Source organism: Bacillus pumilus, from assembly GCF_900186955.1.
GTDB lineage: Bacteria > Bacillota > Bacilli > Bacillales > Bacillaceae > Bacillus > Bacillus pumilus.
In genome coordinates, this window is the sequence record NZ_LT906438.1 from 3683002 (window position 1) to 3697056 (window position 14055).

General features: G+C 42.8%; 13 protein-coding genes. 1 reads left to right on the top strand and 12 read right to left on the bottom strand.

Going from position 1 to position 14055, the window contains the following annotated elements:
• Window positions 1-2: 2 nt before the first annotated feature.
• From CKW02_RS19265 to CKW02_RS19310, 10 genes are all read right to left on the bottom strand, one after another.
• On the bottom strand, window positions 3-257 hold the full coding sequence (locus CKW02_RS19265) for an ORF6C domain-containing protein (RefSeq protein WP_034620285.1): 255 nt from the start codon (window positions 255-257) through the stop codon (window positions 3-5).
• Window positions 258-464: 207 nt separating this feature from the next.
• Complete coding sequence (locus CKW02_RS19270) at window positions 465-2846, bottom strand: immune inhibitor A domain-containing protein (protein WP_003215171.1); 2382 nt, start codon at window positions 2844-2846, stop codon at window positions 465-467.
• Window positions 2847-3035: 189 nt separating this feature from the next.
• Window positions 3036-3329, bottom strand: coding sequence for a putative quinol monooxygenase (locus tag CKW02_RS19275; RefSeq protein ID WP_003214755.1), 294 nt, complete (start codon window positions 3327-3329; stop codon window positions 3036-3038).
• Window positions 3330-3354: 25 nt separating this feature from the next.
• Entirely contained in the window at window positions 3355-3993 is a 639-nt protein-coding gene (locus CKW02_RS19280; protein ID WP_003214802.1) for a nitroreductase family protein, read from the bottom strand.
• Window positions 3994-4007: 14 nt separating this feature from the next.
• Window positions 4008-4451, bottom strand: a complete 444-nt coding sequence (locus CKW02_RS19285) for a MarR family winged helix-turn-helix transcriptional regulator (protein ID WP_003215380.1) — start codon at window positions 4449-4451, stop codon at window positions 4008-4010.
• Between the two features lie 181 nt (window positions 4452-4632).
• Complete coding sequence (locus tag CKW02_RS19290) at window positions 4633-5934, bottom strand: pyrimidine-nucleoside phosphorylase (RefSeq protein WP_034620288.1); 1302 nt, start codon at window positions 5932-5934, stop codon at window positions 4633-4635.
• Window positions 5935-5959: 25 nt separating this feature from the next.
• The gene (locus CKW02_RS19295; RefSeq protein ID WP_003215267.1) at window positions 5960-7141 is read right to left on the bottom strand and encodes a NupC/NupG family nucleoside CNT transporter; all 1182 of its coding nucleotides are present in this window, start codon (window positions 7139-7141) and stop codon (window positions 5960-5962) included.
• 166 nt (window positions 7142-7307) lie between these two features.
• Entirely contained in the window at window positions 7308-7979 is a 672-nt protein-coding gene (deoC, locus tag CKW02_RS19300; RefSeq protein ID WP_003215179.1) for a deoxyribose-phosphate aldolase, read from the bottom strand.
• A gap of 83 nt (window positions 7980-8062) precedes the next feature.
• Window positions 8063-9007, bottom strand: coding sequence for a DNA-binding transcriptional repressor DeoR (locus CKW02_RS19305; RefSeq protein ID WP_003214694.1), 945 nt, complete (start codon window positions 9005-9007; stop codon window positions 8063-8065).
• A 59-nt stretch (window positions 9008-9066) separates the two neighbouring features.
• The gene (locus CKW02_RS19310) at window positions 9067-9942 is read right to left on the bottom strand and encodes an aldose 1-epimerase family protein (RefSeq protein ID WP_034620289.1); all 876 of its coding nucleotides are present in this window, start codon (window positions 9940-9942) and stop codon (window positions 9067-9069) included.
• Window positions 9943-10183: 241 nt separating this feature from the next.
• Here CKW02_RS19310 and CKW02_RS19315 point away from each other — a divergent pair, with 241 nt between their 5' ends.
• Window positions 10184-12004 carry an acyltransferase family protein gene (locus CKW02_RS19315; RefSeq protein ID WP_003215010.1) on the top strand — a complete coding sequence of 607 codons (1821 nt, stop codon included), beginning with the start codon at window positions 10184-10186 and terminating at the stop codon, window positions 12002-12004.
• Between the two features lie 223 nt (window positions 12005-12227).
• Here the strand turns inward: CKW02_RS19315 and CKW02_RS19325 are convergent, their stop codons facing one another.
• On the bottom strand, window positions 12228-13325 hold the full coding sequence (locus tag CKW02_RS19325) for a saccharopine dehydrogenase family protein (RefSeq protein ID WP_003215265.1): 1098 nt from the start codon (window positions 13323-13325) through the stop codon (window positions 12228-12230).
• Complete coding sequence (locus CKW02_RS19330) at window positions 13322-14029, bottom strand: class I SAM-dependent methyltransferase (RefSeq protein ID WP_003214527.1); 708 nt, start codon at window positions 14027-14029, stop codon at window positions 13322-13324. Before CKW02_RS19330 ends, CKW02_RS19325 begins: the two co-directional genes overlap by 4 nt.
• Window positions 14030-14055 lie beyond the last annotated feature (26 nt).

Below are 14055 nucleotides of genomic sequence, written 5' to 3' on the forward strand. Positions count from 1 at the left end.
AGTTAATTCCTTTCTGATAGACGATCACGAATCTCTATTTTATCCGTGTATAAATCAAAGTCTTGTATTAATTCAAGCGCTTCAGTAAAGCGGCTTTGTGGAATGTCTTTCATTTTTCTCACACCAAACTCCTTTTTAATAAAAGCCATGATGGTATTGATATGAAGCTTACCGTGACCATCATACTCGAAATGGCTGCAAAAAGTCTGCATCGTCCCTCTTATCACCTTTAATTGCTTAGCAGTGACACAACTCATTGGTAACGCTCATCCTTTCCTTAGTTTTAACAGCTAAAAAGAACCATGTATGAAAGAAAAACCTTCCAATCTCTATTATATAATGATTTCATTCGGATATCAAAATAAAAAAGAACAGACATTCGACCAAAAAGCCGTCCTTTTCATCAAAAACAGTTTATTACCATATCAAAAAGCCGGATTCAATGGTAGAATCCGGCTTTCTGTTTAGTTACTTTTAGAAATTAATACCTTTCCAACAGAACGATCCTTACTTTGTCCAACAACTTTAAAGGATAGACCGTATGTTGGGACATCACGCCCTGCATCTGGATTATTTGGATTCACATAATTCTTTTTATCACTAAATGTACGAGTCGGGCGAATATAGCGATCTACCAACGTTAAGCCAGTTGTCGCTGTATAATCAATATCGAGCTTCGTACTTGGATTCAAAGAAAATGCTGCATCATGTACTTGGAAACCTGTGGCTGCAATGGAGCCGTCACTCCACTTCAATACTTGCTGATCCGCATCTACTACCCCAAGGAAACCGTTCCCTGGGTGTTTTCCTACCCAGTTATCACTGTAGGATTGATCGACATACCACACGACCAAACCGTTATTATAGCTCATGAGGCTTGCCCCGCGTTTGATATGCTTTAACCCTTTATCGACGTCAGCATATGAGCGCCACTCTAGTAAATAGTATTGTGCTGCATATTGTTTTCCATTCGATTTCGAGAATCCGTTAAAGGTGAAAGTAGACGTGCCCTCAGCATCATCTGACCATACTTTCGTTTCATCTGCAGTGATGTTTAAATCATCTACAAATAAGCCTGGCAGTGAATAACCTGCATCGGTTGTATAGCGGAATTGCAGGTCAATTTTCTTCCCTGCATAAGCAGAAAGATCAAAGGCTGCATCTACCCATCCGTCTGATTTTCCGTCAATTCCATTGCCTTCGTTCGCTCCAGCTTCATTTCGATCGTTCGTGATGTTACCAGCAATGCTCTTCCACTGATCAGTTCCTGTTTCACGAACTTCTACATACGCATAATCATAATCTTCTTCGATATCGTACCATGCTTTAAATGTCAGCTCTGCTTTGCTCCCTTTCGACAAATCGATACCAGTTGTCGTCATGGTCGCATTTAAATTGTCACCCGTTCCGCTGAAGTACGCATTTTGTCCTTGAGCAGGTTTTGTGACCTCAATCTCTTTATCTGGTAAGTCTACCCGAACCGCATCATGGTTCGTTCCTTTTGTTGCTGCTTCATCAATCAGCACTGTTTTGCTTTTCTTTAATGTTTTACCATCGATGGTTTGTCCAGTAAGCCAGTTACCGCCATGCAAGTTTTGAAGCATTTCTTTCGCATATGGACTAAAGCCTGTTGGTTCCGTTCCAGGGACTTTACCTGCCCAGCTTCCGCTTGACATGATCGACCAGTAGGAAACGGGCTCGCCTCCTCCTGTGTACTGTGTATCGTACTCATCAGGAAGACCAAGATCATGTCCGAATTCATGTGTGAATACGCCTGCCGCGCCATCTTCAGGCTCAATGGTGTAATCTAACGCGCCTAATTTTCCGCCTTGTCCGACTTCAGATTCAGTGTTTGGAATTTCAAATACATCACCAAGTGACCAGCGGTGCGACCAAATTGCATTAGAGCCAAGCTGTCCGCCGCCAGCTTCTTCACCTACACCAGCATGAACGACCATCAGATGGTCAATGATGCCGTCTGGTTCGTTATAAACGCCGTCCCCATCCATATCATAGCGGTCCCATTGATCATATTCACCAAGATCAATGTTCGGGTCCTTTGCTGCTGCTTCGAGTGCTTCTTTCACCAATTCACGCGGTCTGCCGTCACTGCCTGATTCATCAGGTACGTTCCCGCCATAATAGGCTGCTTCATGCTTCGCTGTATACCAGCCAGCAACCGTTCCACTGATCGTGTAACTGCCGCCAGACTGTTTCTCATAATATTGCTTCATGGATACTTTTCGTTTCCCATCTGGACCGATGTAGCCATTTTTTCCGAAAAGCATGTCTTGATAGTGCTGCTGATCGTACTTGTCATAGTACATATCAGTCTCTTCTTTTTTAATACTATTATGCTTATAATCTTTAAAATCTACTAATAAAACCAATACCTTATCATTGCGAACATCGCCTTTATACTTTTCCTTTTTGACCGGTTTTACATGATTGCTTTCTTTTCCATTATGCTTCTTTAACTTTTTCTTTTTGGCTAATTTGTTATGTACCTTTTGTTTGTATTCTTTCAGAAATTCAGGCTCTTCTGTTAAGGTGCTTGCACTTTGTTTCATAGCGGATTCTTCTTTTTTCTTTAGATAGTTCTTTAGTGCTTTTTGGGTTTCTGCTTCATTGGCATTCTTTTTGATCTTTCCTTGTTTTTTCAAGGCTTTGATGAGACGGTCTTCATTCACGACACTTGCGTCAAATGGAACACCTGAATAATGACCGCCATCTGAGGATGTTGATTTCTCTGTGGTGTGGGCAGATAGAGGGGTGCTGAAAGCTGTCAATGTGCCTAAACTGAGGACAGCCGTTAGTGCAATGCTCGTCCATTTCCCTTTTTTCATTTTGGTTCCTCCCTAATTTGGTAATAAATAATATCTAATTCTAGCATATTCCAATATACTTAAGTCGAAAAACATTTTATTTTCAGAAATTTTGTGGAAAATGCACAATACGGGAATGAAATGGGTGGAACAAGGTGTCGAAAATAAAAGAACCCTAGACGATAACCGCCTAGGGTGTTTGTTGTTTTACTATGAAAGTTGCTGGCCTTGAAAGGCAACAACGTCAAGTGGAGCGGCTAAGAATTCTTTTGCCTTCGCTACGAAAGCTTGGAAATGTGCACTCGCATTATGGCTCTGAACCGCAGCGTCATCTTTCCACACTTCTACCATTAAGAAGGTATGTTCCTTATCTGTATCCTTGAACAGCTTGTAGGATACATTGCCTTCTTCGGCTTGTGAAGCTTTCATTAATGCATTAATTTCTTCTAGAAATACGTTTTCTTTTTCTGGATGAATGGTCATCCCTGCATGAATAATAATCATCTAATCGTCTCCTTTTTAAAAGATATTATTTCCACTCTGTAATGCGTTCAATCGGTAAGCGGTAAGAAGCATAACCTTCGTCAGCAGCTTTCCCAATTGATAACAGCATCACTGGTACATAACGTTCTTTATCCCAGCCAAATGTTTCAGCGATGACTTCTTTATCAAAACCGCCAATTGGATTTGTATCATAGCCGTGTGCACGTGCTGCAAGCATAAGCTGCATAGACACAATTCCACCGTCAATTAAGATTGTTTCGCGGTTGACTTGCTCTGGAAGTACCTCAAAGTGTGCAGTTAGTGCAGCAATTTGTCTTTCTTTCACTTCTTGCGGCATGTAGCCATGCTCTACTGCTTTTGAATAAATTTCATCTAAGTATTCATTGCTTTTCATATCTGCAAATACTGCAATGACAGCTGCTGATGTTGACACTTGAGTTTGGTTGAATTTTGCAAGTGGTGCAAGCTTTTCTTTTCCTTCTGGGCTGTCAATGACCATAAAGCGCCAAGGCTGTGCATTCACTGATGATGGTGCAGTTGTTGCTTCTTCTAAAATCTCTGCCATTTCTTCTTTGCTGATTTTCACAGCTGGGTCATAGTTACGAATAGAACGGCGTCCTTTCAAAATTTCCATAAAATCGTTAGTTTTTAATGTTGTAGCCATGTTGAAACACTCCTTTAGGTTGTTTGAATCTTTTCGATGTTTTGTTGTATTCGGCTGAGCACATCAGTGAGAAGCTTTCGTTCTTCGTCACTTACGTTTTCAAGCATTTCTGAGATAAATCGTTCTTTTTCTTTTTTAGAAGCTTCGATTCTTGTTCTGCCTTCTTCTGTCAGACGAACAAGTGTGACTCGATTATCTTCTGGCTTTCTTCTGCGCGTGACCATTCCTTTTGCTTCTAACTGTTTTAAGTGACGCGTCACAGCCGCACTATCAATATTTACTTTTTTCTGCAAATCTGACTGGCTGATTTCGTCTGCTTGGAATAACAGTGATAGCAACTCTAGTCTTGATTGGCTGATGCCCGTGCATGCTTCGAACTTCACGCCCATCATACGGTTCACACACTGCAAACGGTATAATACCTCTGCTTCTTCAGAGCAAAATGCAGTCAATGCCATCCCCTCTTTTCTATTCAGATCAATTAGTTGATATATCAATCATTGACTCGTCAACTAATATACACCCATTATTTAATGAATGCAAGAGGTTTGTTTCATAAAGTGAAATTTTTTATCTCAATAGAAAAAGAAATGAACAAAAAAAGGACAAAAGCGGCAAAGCACTTTTGTCCTTTTTTCTTTATTCTGTGATCACAGTGTGAATGAGAGTTGGTGCATCAGCATGATCTGCGATGCGGATGTTGTCATAAATTTTCTCCACGACATTCGCAACATCTTCACGACTTGCATGAAGTGTCACGAGTGAATCTCCTTTTTCAACACGATCGCCGACTTTTTTGTTCAGCATGATGCCGACAGATAGGTCGATCTCGTCCTCTTTTGTCGCACGTCCTGCTCCAAGAATCATCGCTGCAACACCGATCTCGTCTGCGACGATTTCAGCAACCACACCTGATTCCTTTGCAGGAACGTCGATTTGGTAAGGGGCTTGCGGCAGTTTTTCCGGCTGATCTACAATCGAGCCGTCCCCACCTTGATTTTCTAAGAATTCCTTGAATTTCTCAAGTGCTTTGCCGTTTTTCATGACTTCAATTAGCTTTTCTCTTGCTTCATCAAGCGTTTCTGCTTTTTTCGCAAGAACGACCATTTGACTTCCTAAAGTGAGCACAAGCTCGTTTAAGTCTTCAGGGCCTTCGCCTTTAAGCGTATCAATCGCTTCTTTCACTTCAAGGGAATTTCCAATCGCTAATCCTAGCGGCTGAGACATATCAGAGATGACAGCCATCGTTTGTCTGCCAACGTTGTTTCCGATGCGGACCATGGCTTTTGCAAGCTTCTCAGAGTCTTCAGGTGTTTTCATGAAAGCACCTGCACCTGTTTTCACATCTAGTACGATCGCATCTGCGCCAGCAGCAATTTTCTTACTCATAATAGAGCTTGCAATGAGCGGGATGGAGTTAACGGTTCCTGTCACATCACGAAGGGCATAAAGCTTTTTATCCGCTGGTGTCAGGTTGCCTGATTGACCAATGACCGCTACTTTATGACGGTTCACAAGCTCGATGAATTCGTCTTTTGTAATTTCTACGTGGAAGCCTTTTACCGCTTCAAGCTTGTCCACTGTACCGCCTGTATGTCCAAGGCCGCGGCCAGACATTTTCGCAACAGGTACATCAAGTGCAGCCACAAGAGGAGCGAGTACAAGCGTTGTTGTATCGCCTACACCGCCTGTTGAGTGCTTGTCTACTTTAATACCCTCAATGGCAGAGAGGTCAATCGTGTCTCCCGAGTTCGCCATAGCGAGCGTTAAGTCTGCACGTTCTTGATCCGTCATATCTTGGAAGAAAATTGCCATAGCCAAGGCACTTGCTTGGTAGTCAGGAATTGTTCCGTCCGTATATTCTTTGACAAAGAAAGAAATTTCCTCTGAAGATAATTCTTTTCCGTCACGTTTTTTTGCAATGATATCTACCATTCTCATTGTTTTCACCATTCCTTTTTTTAAATTAGTAAATCAAACCGACAATGCCTGCTGTTAAGAAGCTGACAAGTGTTGCACCAAATAGAAGCTTTAATCCAAAGCGTGCGACAACGTTCCCTTGTTTTTCGTTTAAGCCTTTGACTGCTCCAGCAATGATACCGATAGAAGAGAAATTCGCAAATGATACAAGGAATACAGAAATGATCGCTTCTGTACGAGCAGTGAAATGGAAAGCATCACCGGACAGGATTTGCATTGCCACAAATTCGTTGGAAACCATTTTCGTTGCCATAATGCTTCCTGCTTGTACTGCTTCGCTCCAAGGTACACCAACAATAAAAGCAAATGGGGCAAATACATAACCAAGTACATCTTGGAAAGAAACACCGATGACAGCTGTAAAGATTCCATTAATCATCGCAATTAATGCAACGAATCCAATCAACATCGCAGCGACAACAATCGCTACTTTGAAACCATCCATAATATATTCGCCAAGCATTTCAAAGAAGGATTGCTTTTCTTCTTCTACAATTTCAATCATGTCTTCGTCCTTAGCCACTTCATAAGGATTGATGATAGACGCAATAATAAATCCACCAAATAGGTTTAACACGAGTGCTGTTACAACATACTCTGGTTTAATCATTTGCATGTATGCACCAACAATGGACATCGATACAGTTGACATCGCAGATGCACACAATGTATAAAGACGTTGTTGAGGTAATAATCCAAGCTGTTTCTTAATGGAAATAAAGACTTCTGATTGACCTAAAATCGCAGACGCTACTGCGTTGTAGGATTCTAGTTTCCCCATTCCATTTACTTTACTAAGCAAATACCCGATTCCGCGTACGATAAGCGGGAGGATACGCCAATGCTGTAGGATACCGATCAATGCCGAAATAAAGACGATCGGCAGTAAGACATTGATGAAGAAAGTTGATGCCTTATCATTCATTAATCCGCCAAATACGAAGTTGATTCCTTCACCGGCATAGCCTAGAAGCATTTGGAATCCCCTTGCAAAGCCCCCGACTAGGAAATTTCCAACACCTGTATTGAGCAGAATATAACCTAAAATAAATTGCAGTACAATCATGACAATTACTGGACGGAATTTTACTCGTTTTTTGCCGTTACTAGCCAGCCATGCAATGGCGAGAATCACCAGCAAACCGATGATACCAATCACGTATTTCATATTTTTCCTCCTCGAATGAATTCGTTTACATTAATGCGATTGAATGGAACAAACCCTATTTCGTAAACAAATTGCGGAAGAAATTCCCAGAAGTGAGATCCTTCCGCATATGACTTTTTCATCATTTATGAGTCACGAATGTTATCCTACCATAGGATCGTATGAATTAATAGTCTTTCGAAGGAGCTGATTGATCCCCTTTGATAATAGAAACGCCTGCACTCGCACCAATTCGGGTAGCGCCTGCAGCTAGCATTGCCTCAACATCTTCTTTTGTTCTCACGCCGCCTGATGCTTTCACACCGATGTCAGGTCCTACTGTTTTACGCATTAATGCGATGTCCTCAGCAGTTGCACCGCCTGTACTAAATCCAGTCGATGTTTTCACAAAATCAGCGCCAGCTTTCACTGAAAGCTCACAAGCTTTGACTTTCTCTTCATCTGTGAGTAAGCACGCTTCAATAATGACTTTCACAAGTGCCTTCCCTTTTGCTGCGTCTACAACTGCACGAATATCTTGCTCAACTGCATCATATTCGCCGTCTTTCAATGCCGCGATATTGATGACCATGTCCACTTCGGTTGCACCGTTCTCAATTGCATCCTTTGTTTCGAATGCTTTTACTGCTGTTGTGTTTGCACCTAGCGGGAAACCGATGACTGTACAAATATCAACGCCTGTTCCTGCTAGTTCTTTCGCCGCAAGAGACACCCATGTTGGATTCACACAAACAGATGCGAACTGATGAGTCTTTGCTTCTTCAAGTAACTGCATGATTGCAGCTTTCGATGTATCTGGTTTTAGTGCTGTATGATCAATAAGATTTGCTATCGTCATGCTTACACTTCCTTTTAATTATGATACTTTCATCATATATGACCGATGAACATTTGTAAACATAGTTATGAAATTTTGTTCATCTATTTTGTGACATTTAAAAGAGCCTTTGCTGTATGCTGATCGATCATCAATACGTTCGCATATTTTCCTCTTAGTGCCCCGTGGATAGAAGCAACCTTGCGATGTCCGCCAGCAACAAGAATAGAGCGTTCTTTTGTCCTTAAATCATCAAGCTCCACGCCAATCGTACGGTTGTTAATCGCTTCACTGCAAATGCGTCCTTCTTGATCATAAAAGCGCGAACAGATGTCCCCAACGCTGGATGCTTTGAGCAGTGCTTTTTCTTCTTCGCGGAAGTAACCAAGTCTAAACAAAAGGGCTTCATCTCTTACCGTTCCAACAGTGAACACAGCAATATTCGCCTGTTTGCCCATTTCAATGATGCGCTGAATATGTCTGTCCTGTTCAACCATCTCCTTGACGGCAGCACTATCAAATACAACAGGAAGTGGTAAATAGCGCGGTGCTGTTTGAAAGGCCTCGGCAAACAGCTGGATGGTTTCCGCAGAATATGTATTCACATGGGAGTGGCTAATCCCACCCTTCAGCTGGACAACCTCTACACCTTTGACCTGTTTAGGTTGCATCTTTTGAGCAATTTGATACATGGTGGTTCCCCAGCTCACACCAACGATATCACCGTCTTTTACTGTGTTTTGCAAGTACTCAGCACCAAATTGGCTCAAGTATTCGGTGATCGTTGGATAATCATCTTTGGGCGAAAACACCACATGAGCTTCGAGCAGGTCATATTTTTCCTTGAGCAATGAAGACAGCTCATTCAAGTCTTCAAACGGGTCCATTACCGTTATCTGGACGTACCCCTTCTCCTTCGCATATTGAAGCAGCCGAGATACAGTTGGTCTCGACAGGTCGAGCTGTTTGGCAATTTCCTGCTGGCTGTAATCCGATAAATAATACAGCCTTGCCGCTTCAATACTCAGTTGTTGTTTCTCCCGATCCATTCGTACGCCTCCTTTTTCTTCTATCATAACAAATTGTTCAACTTATCATGCACAAATGTTCATTTGAAGAAAATCGTATAGGCGGCTTGGAAGGTCTCATTCTTCTCTAAAGTTTGAATACCGAACTTTTCCTTGTACTGCCCATTCGTCCCTTCAACATCGGCAATACCGTACCAAGGCTCAATACAAACAAAAGGAGCCATTGTGCTCGTTTCTTGATGATAAGGTGACCAAATACCAACGAACGGAAAACCAGTGAGATCAAACTCAACCCCGTGACCTGCCTGAGACACCAATGACACTCGATTGATATGACTAAAGATCATCGCATCATGCTGAAAAAGCTCTGGTCGAAGCTGAATTGGTTTAAGCTGAATGCTTTTTTCTTTCTCCCTGACAAGTGAATTTTTTAGTTCATATTGGACAGGAAGATGCTCAGTAGAAGGCGTCAATGTCAGGGAATAATCTGCTGTGCGCTCTCCTTCAATTAGCGGAACTTGAAATGCGGGGTGACCTCCGATGGAGAAATACATCGTGTCATCTCCGACATTATCAATTTCCCAGGAAATCATCAGACCATTTTCCGACAGCTCGTATCGAATACGGGCGGTAAATTCAGAGGGATACTGCTCGATGTGGCGGCCTTTTGATTCATATTGAAAGGTCACTGTATGTTTCGTTTCTTCATGTAAATCAAAATCAACATCACGCAAGAATCCATGCTGCGTGAGCTCATAGGTTTGATCATCTATCTTGTATTGGTCATTCTTTAATCGTCCAACAATCGGGAATAAGACAGGCGACACCCTGCCCCAGTATGCAGGATCGCCAGACCACATATATTGACGTCCACTTTCCTTATGAAGCACCTCTCTGACCTCGGCACCCCTCTCATTGATCTGAATCAATAACTGATCATTTTCAATTGTTCTCATTTCACACATCCCCTTTCCATCTTCTTTTATTATGACAGGGATTTTGGTTTTGAGTATAAAAATAAGGCAGCCTTCCTTACCATCAATTCTTTCTTTATATAAAAATTTTAAAAAAAGACAGAAATTCGCCAACAAAATGTGATGCTGATTCGTCTAATCTTATATAAAATAAAAGAATCGTTGCTCTTTTGGAGTGACAACAAAAAAGAAGCTTTTTGACATAAATGGGGGATTCATTTTCATGAGCAGCAAGGAGAATCGTTTACGTTATATATTAGGACTAGATGGGCTAAGAGCCGTTGCTGTATTGGCGGTCATTGCTTATCACTTACATATTGGACCTGCAAGCGGCGGGTTTCTTGGCGTTGATTTGTTTTTTGTGATTTCTGGTTACTTGATTACAACGATCTTGTTACATAAGCAGGATTTGGGTTATCAAGAGCTTTTACCATTTTGGATGGGCCGAATCAGAAGGCTCCTTCCAGCTGCTTACGTGATGATTTTCTTAACCGTCAGCTGGTGTGCAATTGCGGGTTCGAATGCACTATTGTCCATTCGTGGCGATGCCTTATCGTCCTTTTTTTATGTCAGTAACTGGTGGTACATTTTCCATCAGCTGTCTTATTTTGATAGCTTCAACGCTGTATCTCCACTGAAAAATTTGTGGTCTTTGGCGATAGAAGAGCAATTTTATATCATTTGGCCGGTACTATTGATTGCTGGGCTAAAATGGGTGAAAAATAGATCCCATCTGCCAATGATCACCTTTGGCCTTGCACTTGTCTCCGCCTTATGGATGGCAATCCTTTATTCACCCGATACGGACCCAAGCAGGGTTTATTATGGAACAGATACTCGTGCATTTGCGCTTCTGATTGGGTGCAGCCTAGCATTTGTATGGCCCATGCAAAGACTGTCCAGCAAAAAGCTCCTTCCTGTTGGCAGACGTATTTTACATATCGCTGGTTTTGGTTCGTTTGCGGTTTTTCTTCTATGTGTTTATGCAGTGGACGAATTTGACGGCTTTCTCTATCAAGGCGGCATGCTTTTATTCTGTCTTAATGCAGCGATTTTAATTGCGTGCATCTGCCACCCTGCAAGCCTATTGGGAAAATGGCTCTCCTATCAGCCGCTCGTCTGGATTGGAAAGCGTTCTTATGGTATTTACCTGTGGCATTATCCCATCATCGTGCTGACCACCCCTGTCATTGAAATTGGACAGCCTTCTATGGGGCGTGTCGCATTGCAGATCATTGCCATTTTACTTATCGCAGAGGCCTCTTACCGCTTCATCGAACAGCCGATTCGCCGGCTTGGCTTCACACAATATTTTGCCTCTTGGTCTATTTGGAAAAAGGGATTCAAACAATGGTCTACGTCTCATAAAGTGTTCCTTGGAATCACTGCAGCTCTTTTAATCTTATTTACCATTGGCATGTCCAGTTCGTCCCATACGTCTCCACATGCCAAGGAAGTGACACAAATTAAGACGGCACCGAAAAAAGCAGGAGACTCTACGGAATCGAAAACGAAAAAAAAGAAAGAAAAACACGAGAAGAAAGCAGCAGATCAGAAGCAGTTTCACCAAATTCTTGCTATTGGTGATTCCGTCATGCTGGACATAGCGCCGAATCTTGAAAAGGCATATGCACAAATCACCATCGATGCAAAGGTTGGCAGACAAATGAACGAAGCCGTCAGCATCGCTCCTCAGTATGCTTCATTTAATCAATCTGATGCCGCTGTTATCATTGAGCTTGGCACGAATGGCTATTTTACTGAGGGCACATTGACAGCATTCATTCAGCAATTTTCAAAGGCGCACATTTTCCTTGTGAACACGAGAGTCCCAAGGTCTTGGGAAAGCGATGTGAATGCAGTCATTCAGCGAGTGGCCGATCAACATGCCAATGTGACCCTGGTCGATTGGCATTCAGCCGCTACCGGACAGCCTTCTTATTTTCAGCCTGATGGTGTTCACCTTTCAACAAAAGGCTCTGATACATTGACACAGCTCATTACAGCAAGCATCAAGAAAAAAGGAGATGTGTCATCGTCATAAAAAGACTAGCATCCTGCTAGTCTCAGCGTGTAGACAAACTCTCGCATTCGTTGTTAGGTCTGCGCGCTGGTGCTCACGAATGTTCAATTCGCTCCGCAAAAGTAGCTGCCCTTCCTAGACTTCAAAGGTTTTCTATCACGCTGAAAAGAAGACAAAGTGCTAAAATAAACATCATTTTAGCACTTTGTCAACAATCTAAGACTAACATCCTGCTAGTCTTCTTTTATGCCGTTAAAAGGCTGGCTTTCAGCGCTAACACACGCTTTTCCTTCGTTTTTTGATCCACCAACGCAAAATCACCATTCTCATACGCTAATGAAAATAATTGTTCGATATGAAACACACCTGTCTGAAAGCGCCTGCCCAATAAATGCAGTGCCGCAGCAGAGGCGACTTGAGCTGTTGCTTGAGACTCATCATGCCCTTTGATTCCAAGTGCTACTTGATGAATCTTGTTCCTCTCCATTCCTGTCGCCTCCACTTTCAATGCATATTGATCTGTTCCCATTTGAGCAGATTGAATCATAGAAATGGCTCGTTCCTTGATTTTCGGCACAGTGAGAAGGGACGTCATTCCAAGGCTCCTTGTGAAGGCAAATGCCCGCGTTGCCGCGCGAGAATCAAAACAAATCCTTGTTGTCACAGAAGGCACGCTGAGCGTCAAAGGCAATGTCTGCTGATCAGAGAAGGGGAACTGATAGGCTTGCCGCTTTCCAAGTTTCACACCAAAATCTATACGCTTGCCTCCAGTAAAGCTTTTGACTCTTTTACGCTGATGATGCTCAGTAACCACATAGTCAGTATGGACATTGTCAAGCGTCCATTCAATGGCGGCTTTTCCATGCTGATCACCCAATCCAAGCATAATCCCTATATCTATTTGATTCACTGATGAGAGCATAGATGCTGCTTTCCCTGCCAATAAATTCGTAAGGCCAGGCGCAAGCCCGACGCTGAGTAAAGCCGTTGCACTGGTGTGCTGGTGATCCAGCTTTGCCATCTGTTCCATGTACGCCCCTTTCGCAGAGATATCTATATAATCAATGCCTGACCGCAGAACTGTTTCAGCAAATGACGGGTCTTCTTGATCAAGGCACATGATCACCAGTTTTGTTTGATCCACCCAGTCCGAAAATAACGGCTCACTGACATCTAGTTGATAGGGAAGAACTTTCCCTTTTGTCTGGCGTGAAAATTTCTCAGCTTTCTCATAGCTTCTGCCTGCCGCTACAATTTGTCCGGGATACACTTCGCTTAGCTCAAGACATATTTGCTGTCCAACATGTCCATAGCCGCCTATCACCATCACCTGTGATCTCATTTCTTATCCGCCTCTCTACGACCTCGCTTGCAAACAAGCCCCTTAATCATTCCTGCCTGAAAATAAGGTCTGATGTCTTCAAATCCTGCTTTGATTAAATGCTCTTTTATCTCTTCCTCGGGAACAGGGTGTGTCGCGCTTCCCAGCCTGTCTTTAAAGGACGTAAACACTTCTTTTTCTAGACCTTGCCGCTGCATGAAAAGAGAAAGCATGTGAAGCTCCTGTTGAAATGCTTGGGACTTCATCTCTCCCTGTATAAATGCCAACATAAACGGCGCATCTGGTTGAAGCCTGCGGGCAATCTCTTCTAAAAAGAGCTGGCGCTTTTCTATAAAATGAATCACAAGCAAGCTCACCGCTGCATCGTAAACAGGTTCAGCTGAAACCTTATCTAATGAGGCCTCATGCCATGTGACACGCGATTCCATCTCAAGCTGTGCAACTCGCTGTTTCGCCATGTCCAGCATAGAAGGTGACGGATCGACCCCTGTGATGAGCCAGTCTTCTTTTCTTTGAAGCATATTGATGATCTCTTCACCCCCGCCCGCTCCAACAGTCAGGATGCGGGAAGCCGCTCCCTTTAATTCAGTTTCTAATACGTCTATTGTCAATTCATGCAATAGCTGATAGCCGGGTACTTTATAGGCAATCGTCGCTGCATATGACTCAGCAACGGGATCGTGCCAATGCTGGTTTCCTTTCATGTCCTTCTCCTCCAGTTCCTTTCCGC

What these genes read in the sequence shown, in the direction of transcription:
- CKW02_RS19265 (WP_034620285.1), bottom strand. Translation starts at nt 257, where the DNA reads ATGAGTTGTGTCACTGCTAAGCAATTAAAGGTGATAAGAGGGACGATG.
- CKW02_RS19270 (WP_003215171.1), bottom strand. Translation starts at nt 2,846, where the DNA reads ATGAAAAAAGGGAAATGGACGAGCATTGCACTAACGGCTGTCCTCAGT.
- CKW02_RS19275 (WP_003214755.1), bottom strand. Translation starts at nt 3,329, where the DNA reads ATGATTATTATTCATGCAGGGATGACCATTCATCCAGAAAAAGAAAAC.
- CKW02_RS19280 (WP_003214802.1), bottom strand. Translation starts at nt 3,993, where the DNA reads ATGGCTACAACATTAAAAACTAACGATTTTATGGAAATTTTGAAAGGA.
- CKW02_RS19285 (WP_003215380.1), bottom strand. Translation starts at nt 4,451, where the DNA reads ATGGCATTGACTGCATTTTGCTCTGAAGAAGCAGAGGTATTATACCGT.
- CKW02_RS19290 (WP_034620288.1), bottom strand. Translation starts at nt 5,934, where the DNA reads ATGAGAATGGTAGATATCATTGCAAAAAAACGTGACGGAAAAGAATTA.
- CKW02_RS19295 (WP_003215267.1), bottom strand. Translation starts at nt 7,141, where the DNA reads ATGAAATACGTGATTGGTATCATCGGTTTGCTGGTGATTCTCGCCATT.
- deoC (WP_003215179.1), bottom strand. Translation starts at nt 7,979, where the DNA reads ATGACGATAGCAAATCTTATTGATCATACAGCACTAAAACCAGATACA.
- CKW02_RS19305 (WP_003214694.1), bottom strand. Translation starts at nt 9,007, where the DNA reads ATGGATCGGGAGAAACAACAACTGAGTATTGAAGCGGCAAGGCTGTAT.
- CKW02_RS19310 (WP_034620289.1), bottom strand. Translation starts at nt 9,942, where the DNA reads ATGAGAACAATTGAAAATGATCAGTTATTGATTCAGATCAATGAGAGG.
- CKW02_RS19315 (WP_003215010.1), top strand. Translation starts at nt 10,184, where the DNA reads ATGAGCAGCAAGGAGAATCGTTTACGTTATATATTAGGACTAGATGGG.
- CKW02_RS19325 (WP_003215265.1), bottom strand. Translation starts at nt 13,325, where the DNA reads ATGAGATCACAGGTGATGGTGATAGGCGGCTATGGACATGTTGGACAG.
- CKW02_RS19330 (WP_003214527.1), bottom strand. Translation starts at nt 14,029, where the DNA reads ATGAAAGGAAACCAGCATTGGCACGATCCCGTTGCTGAGTCATATGCA.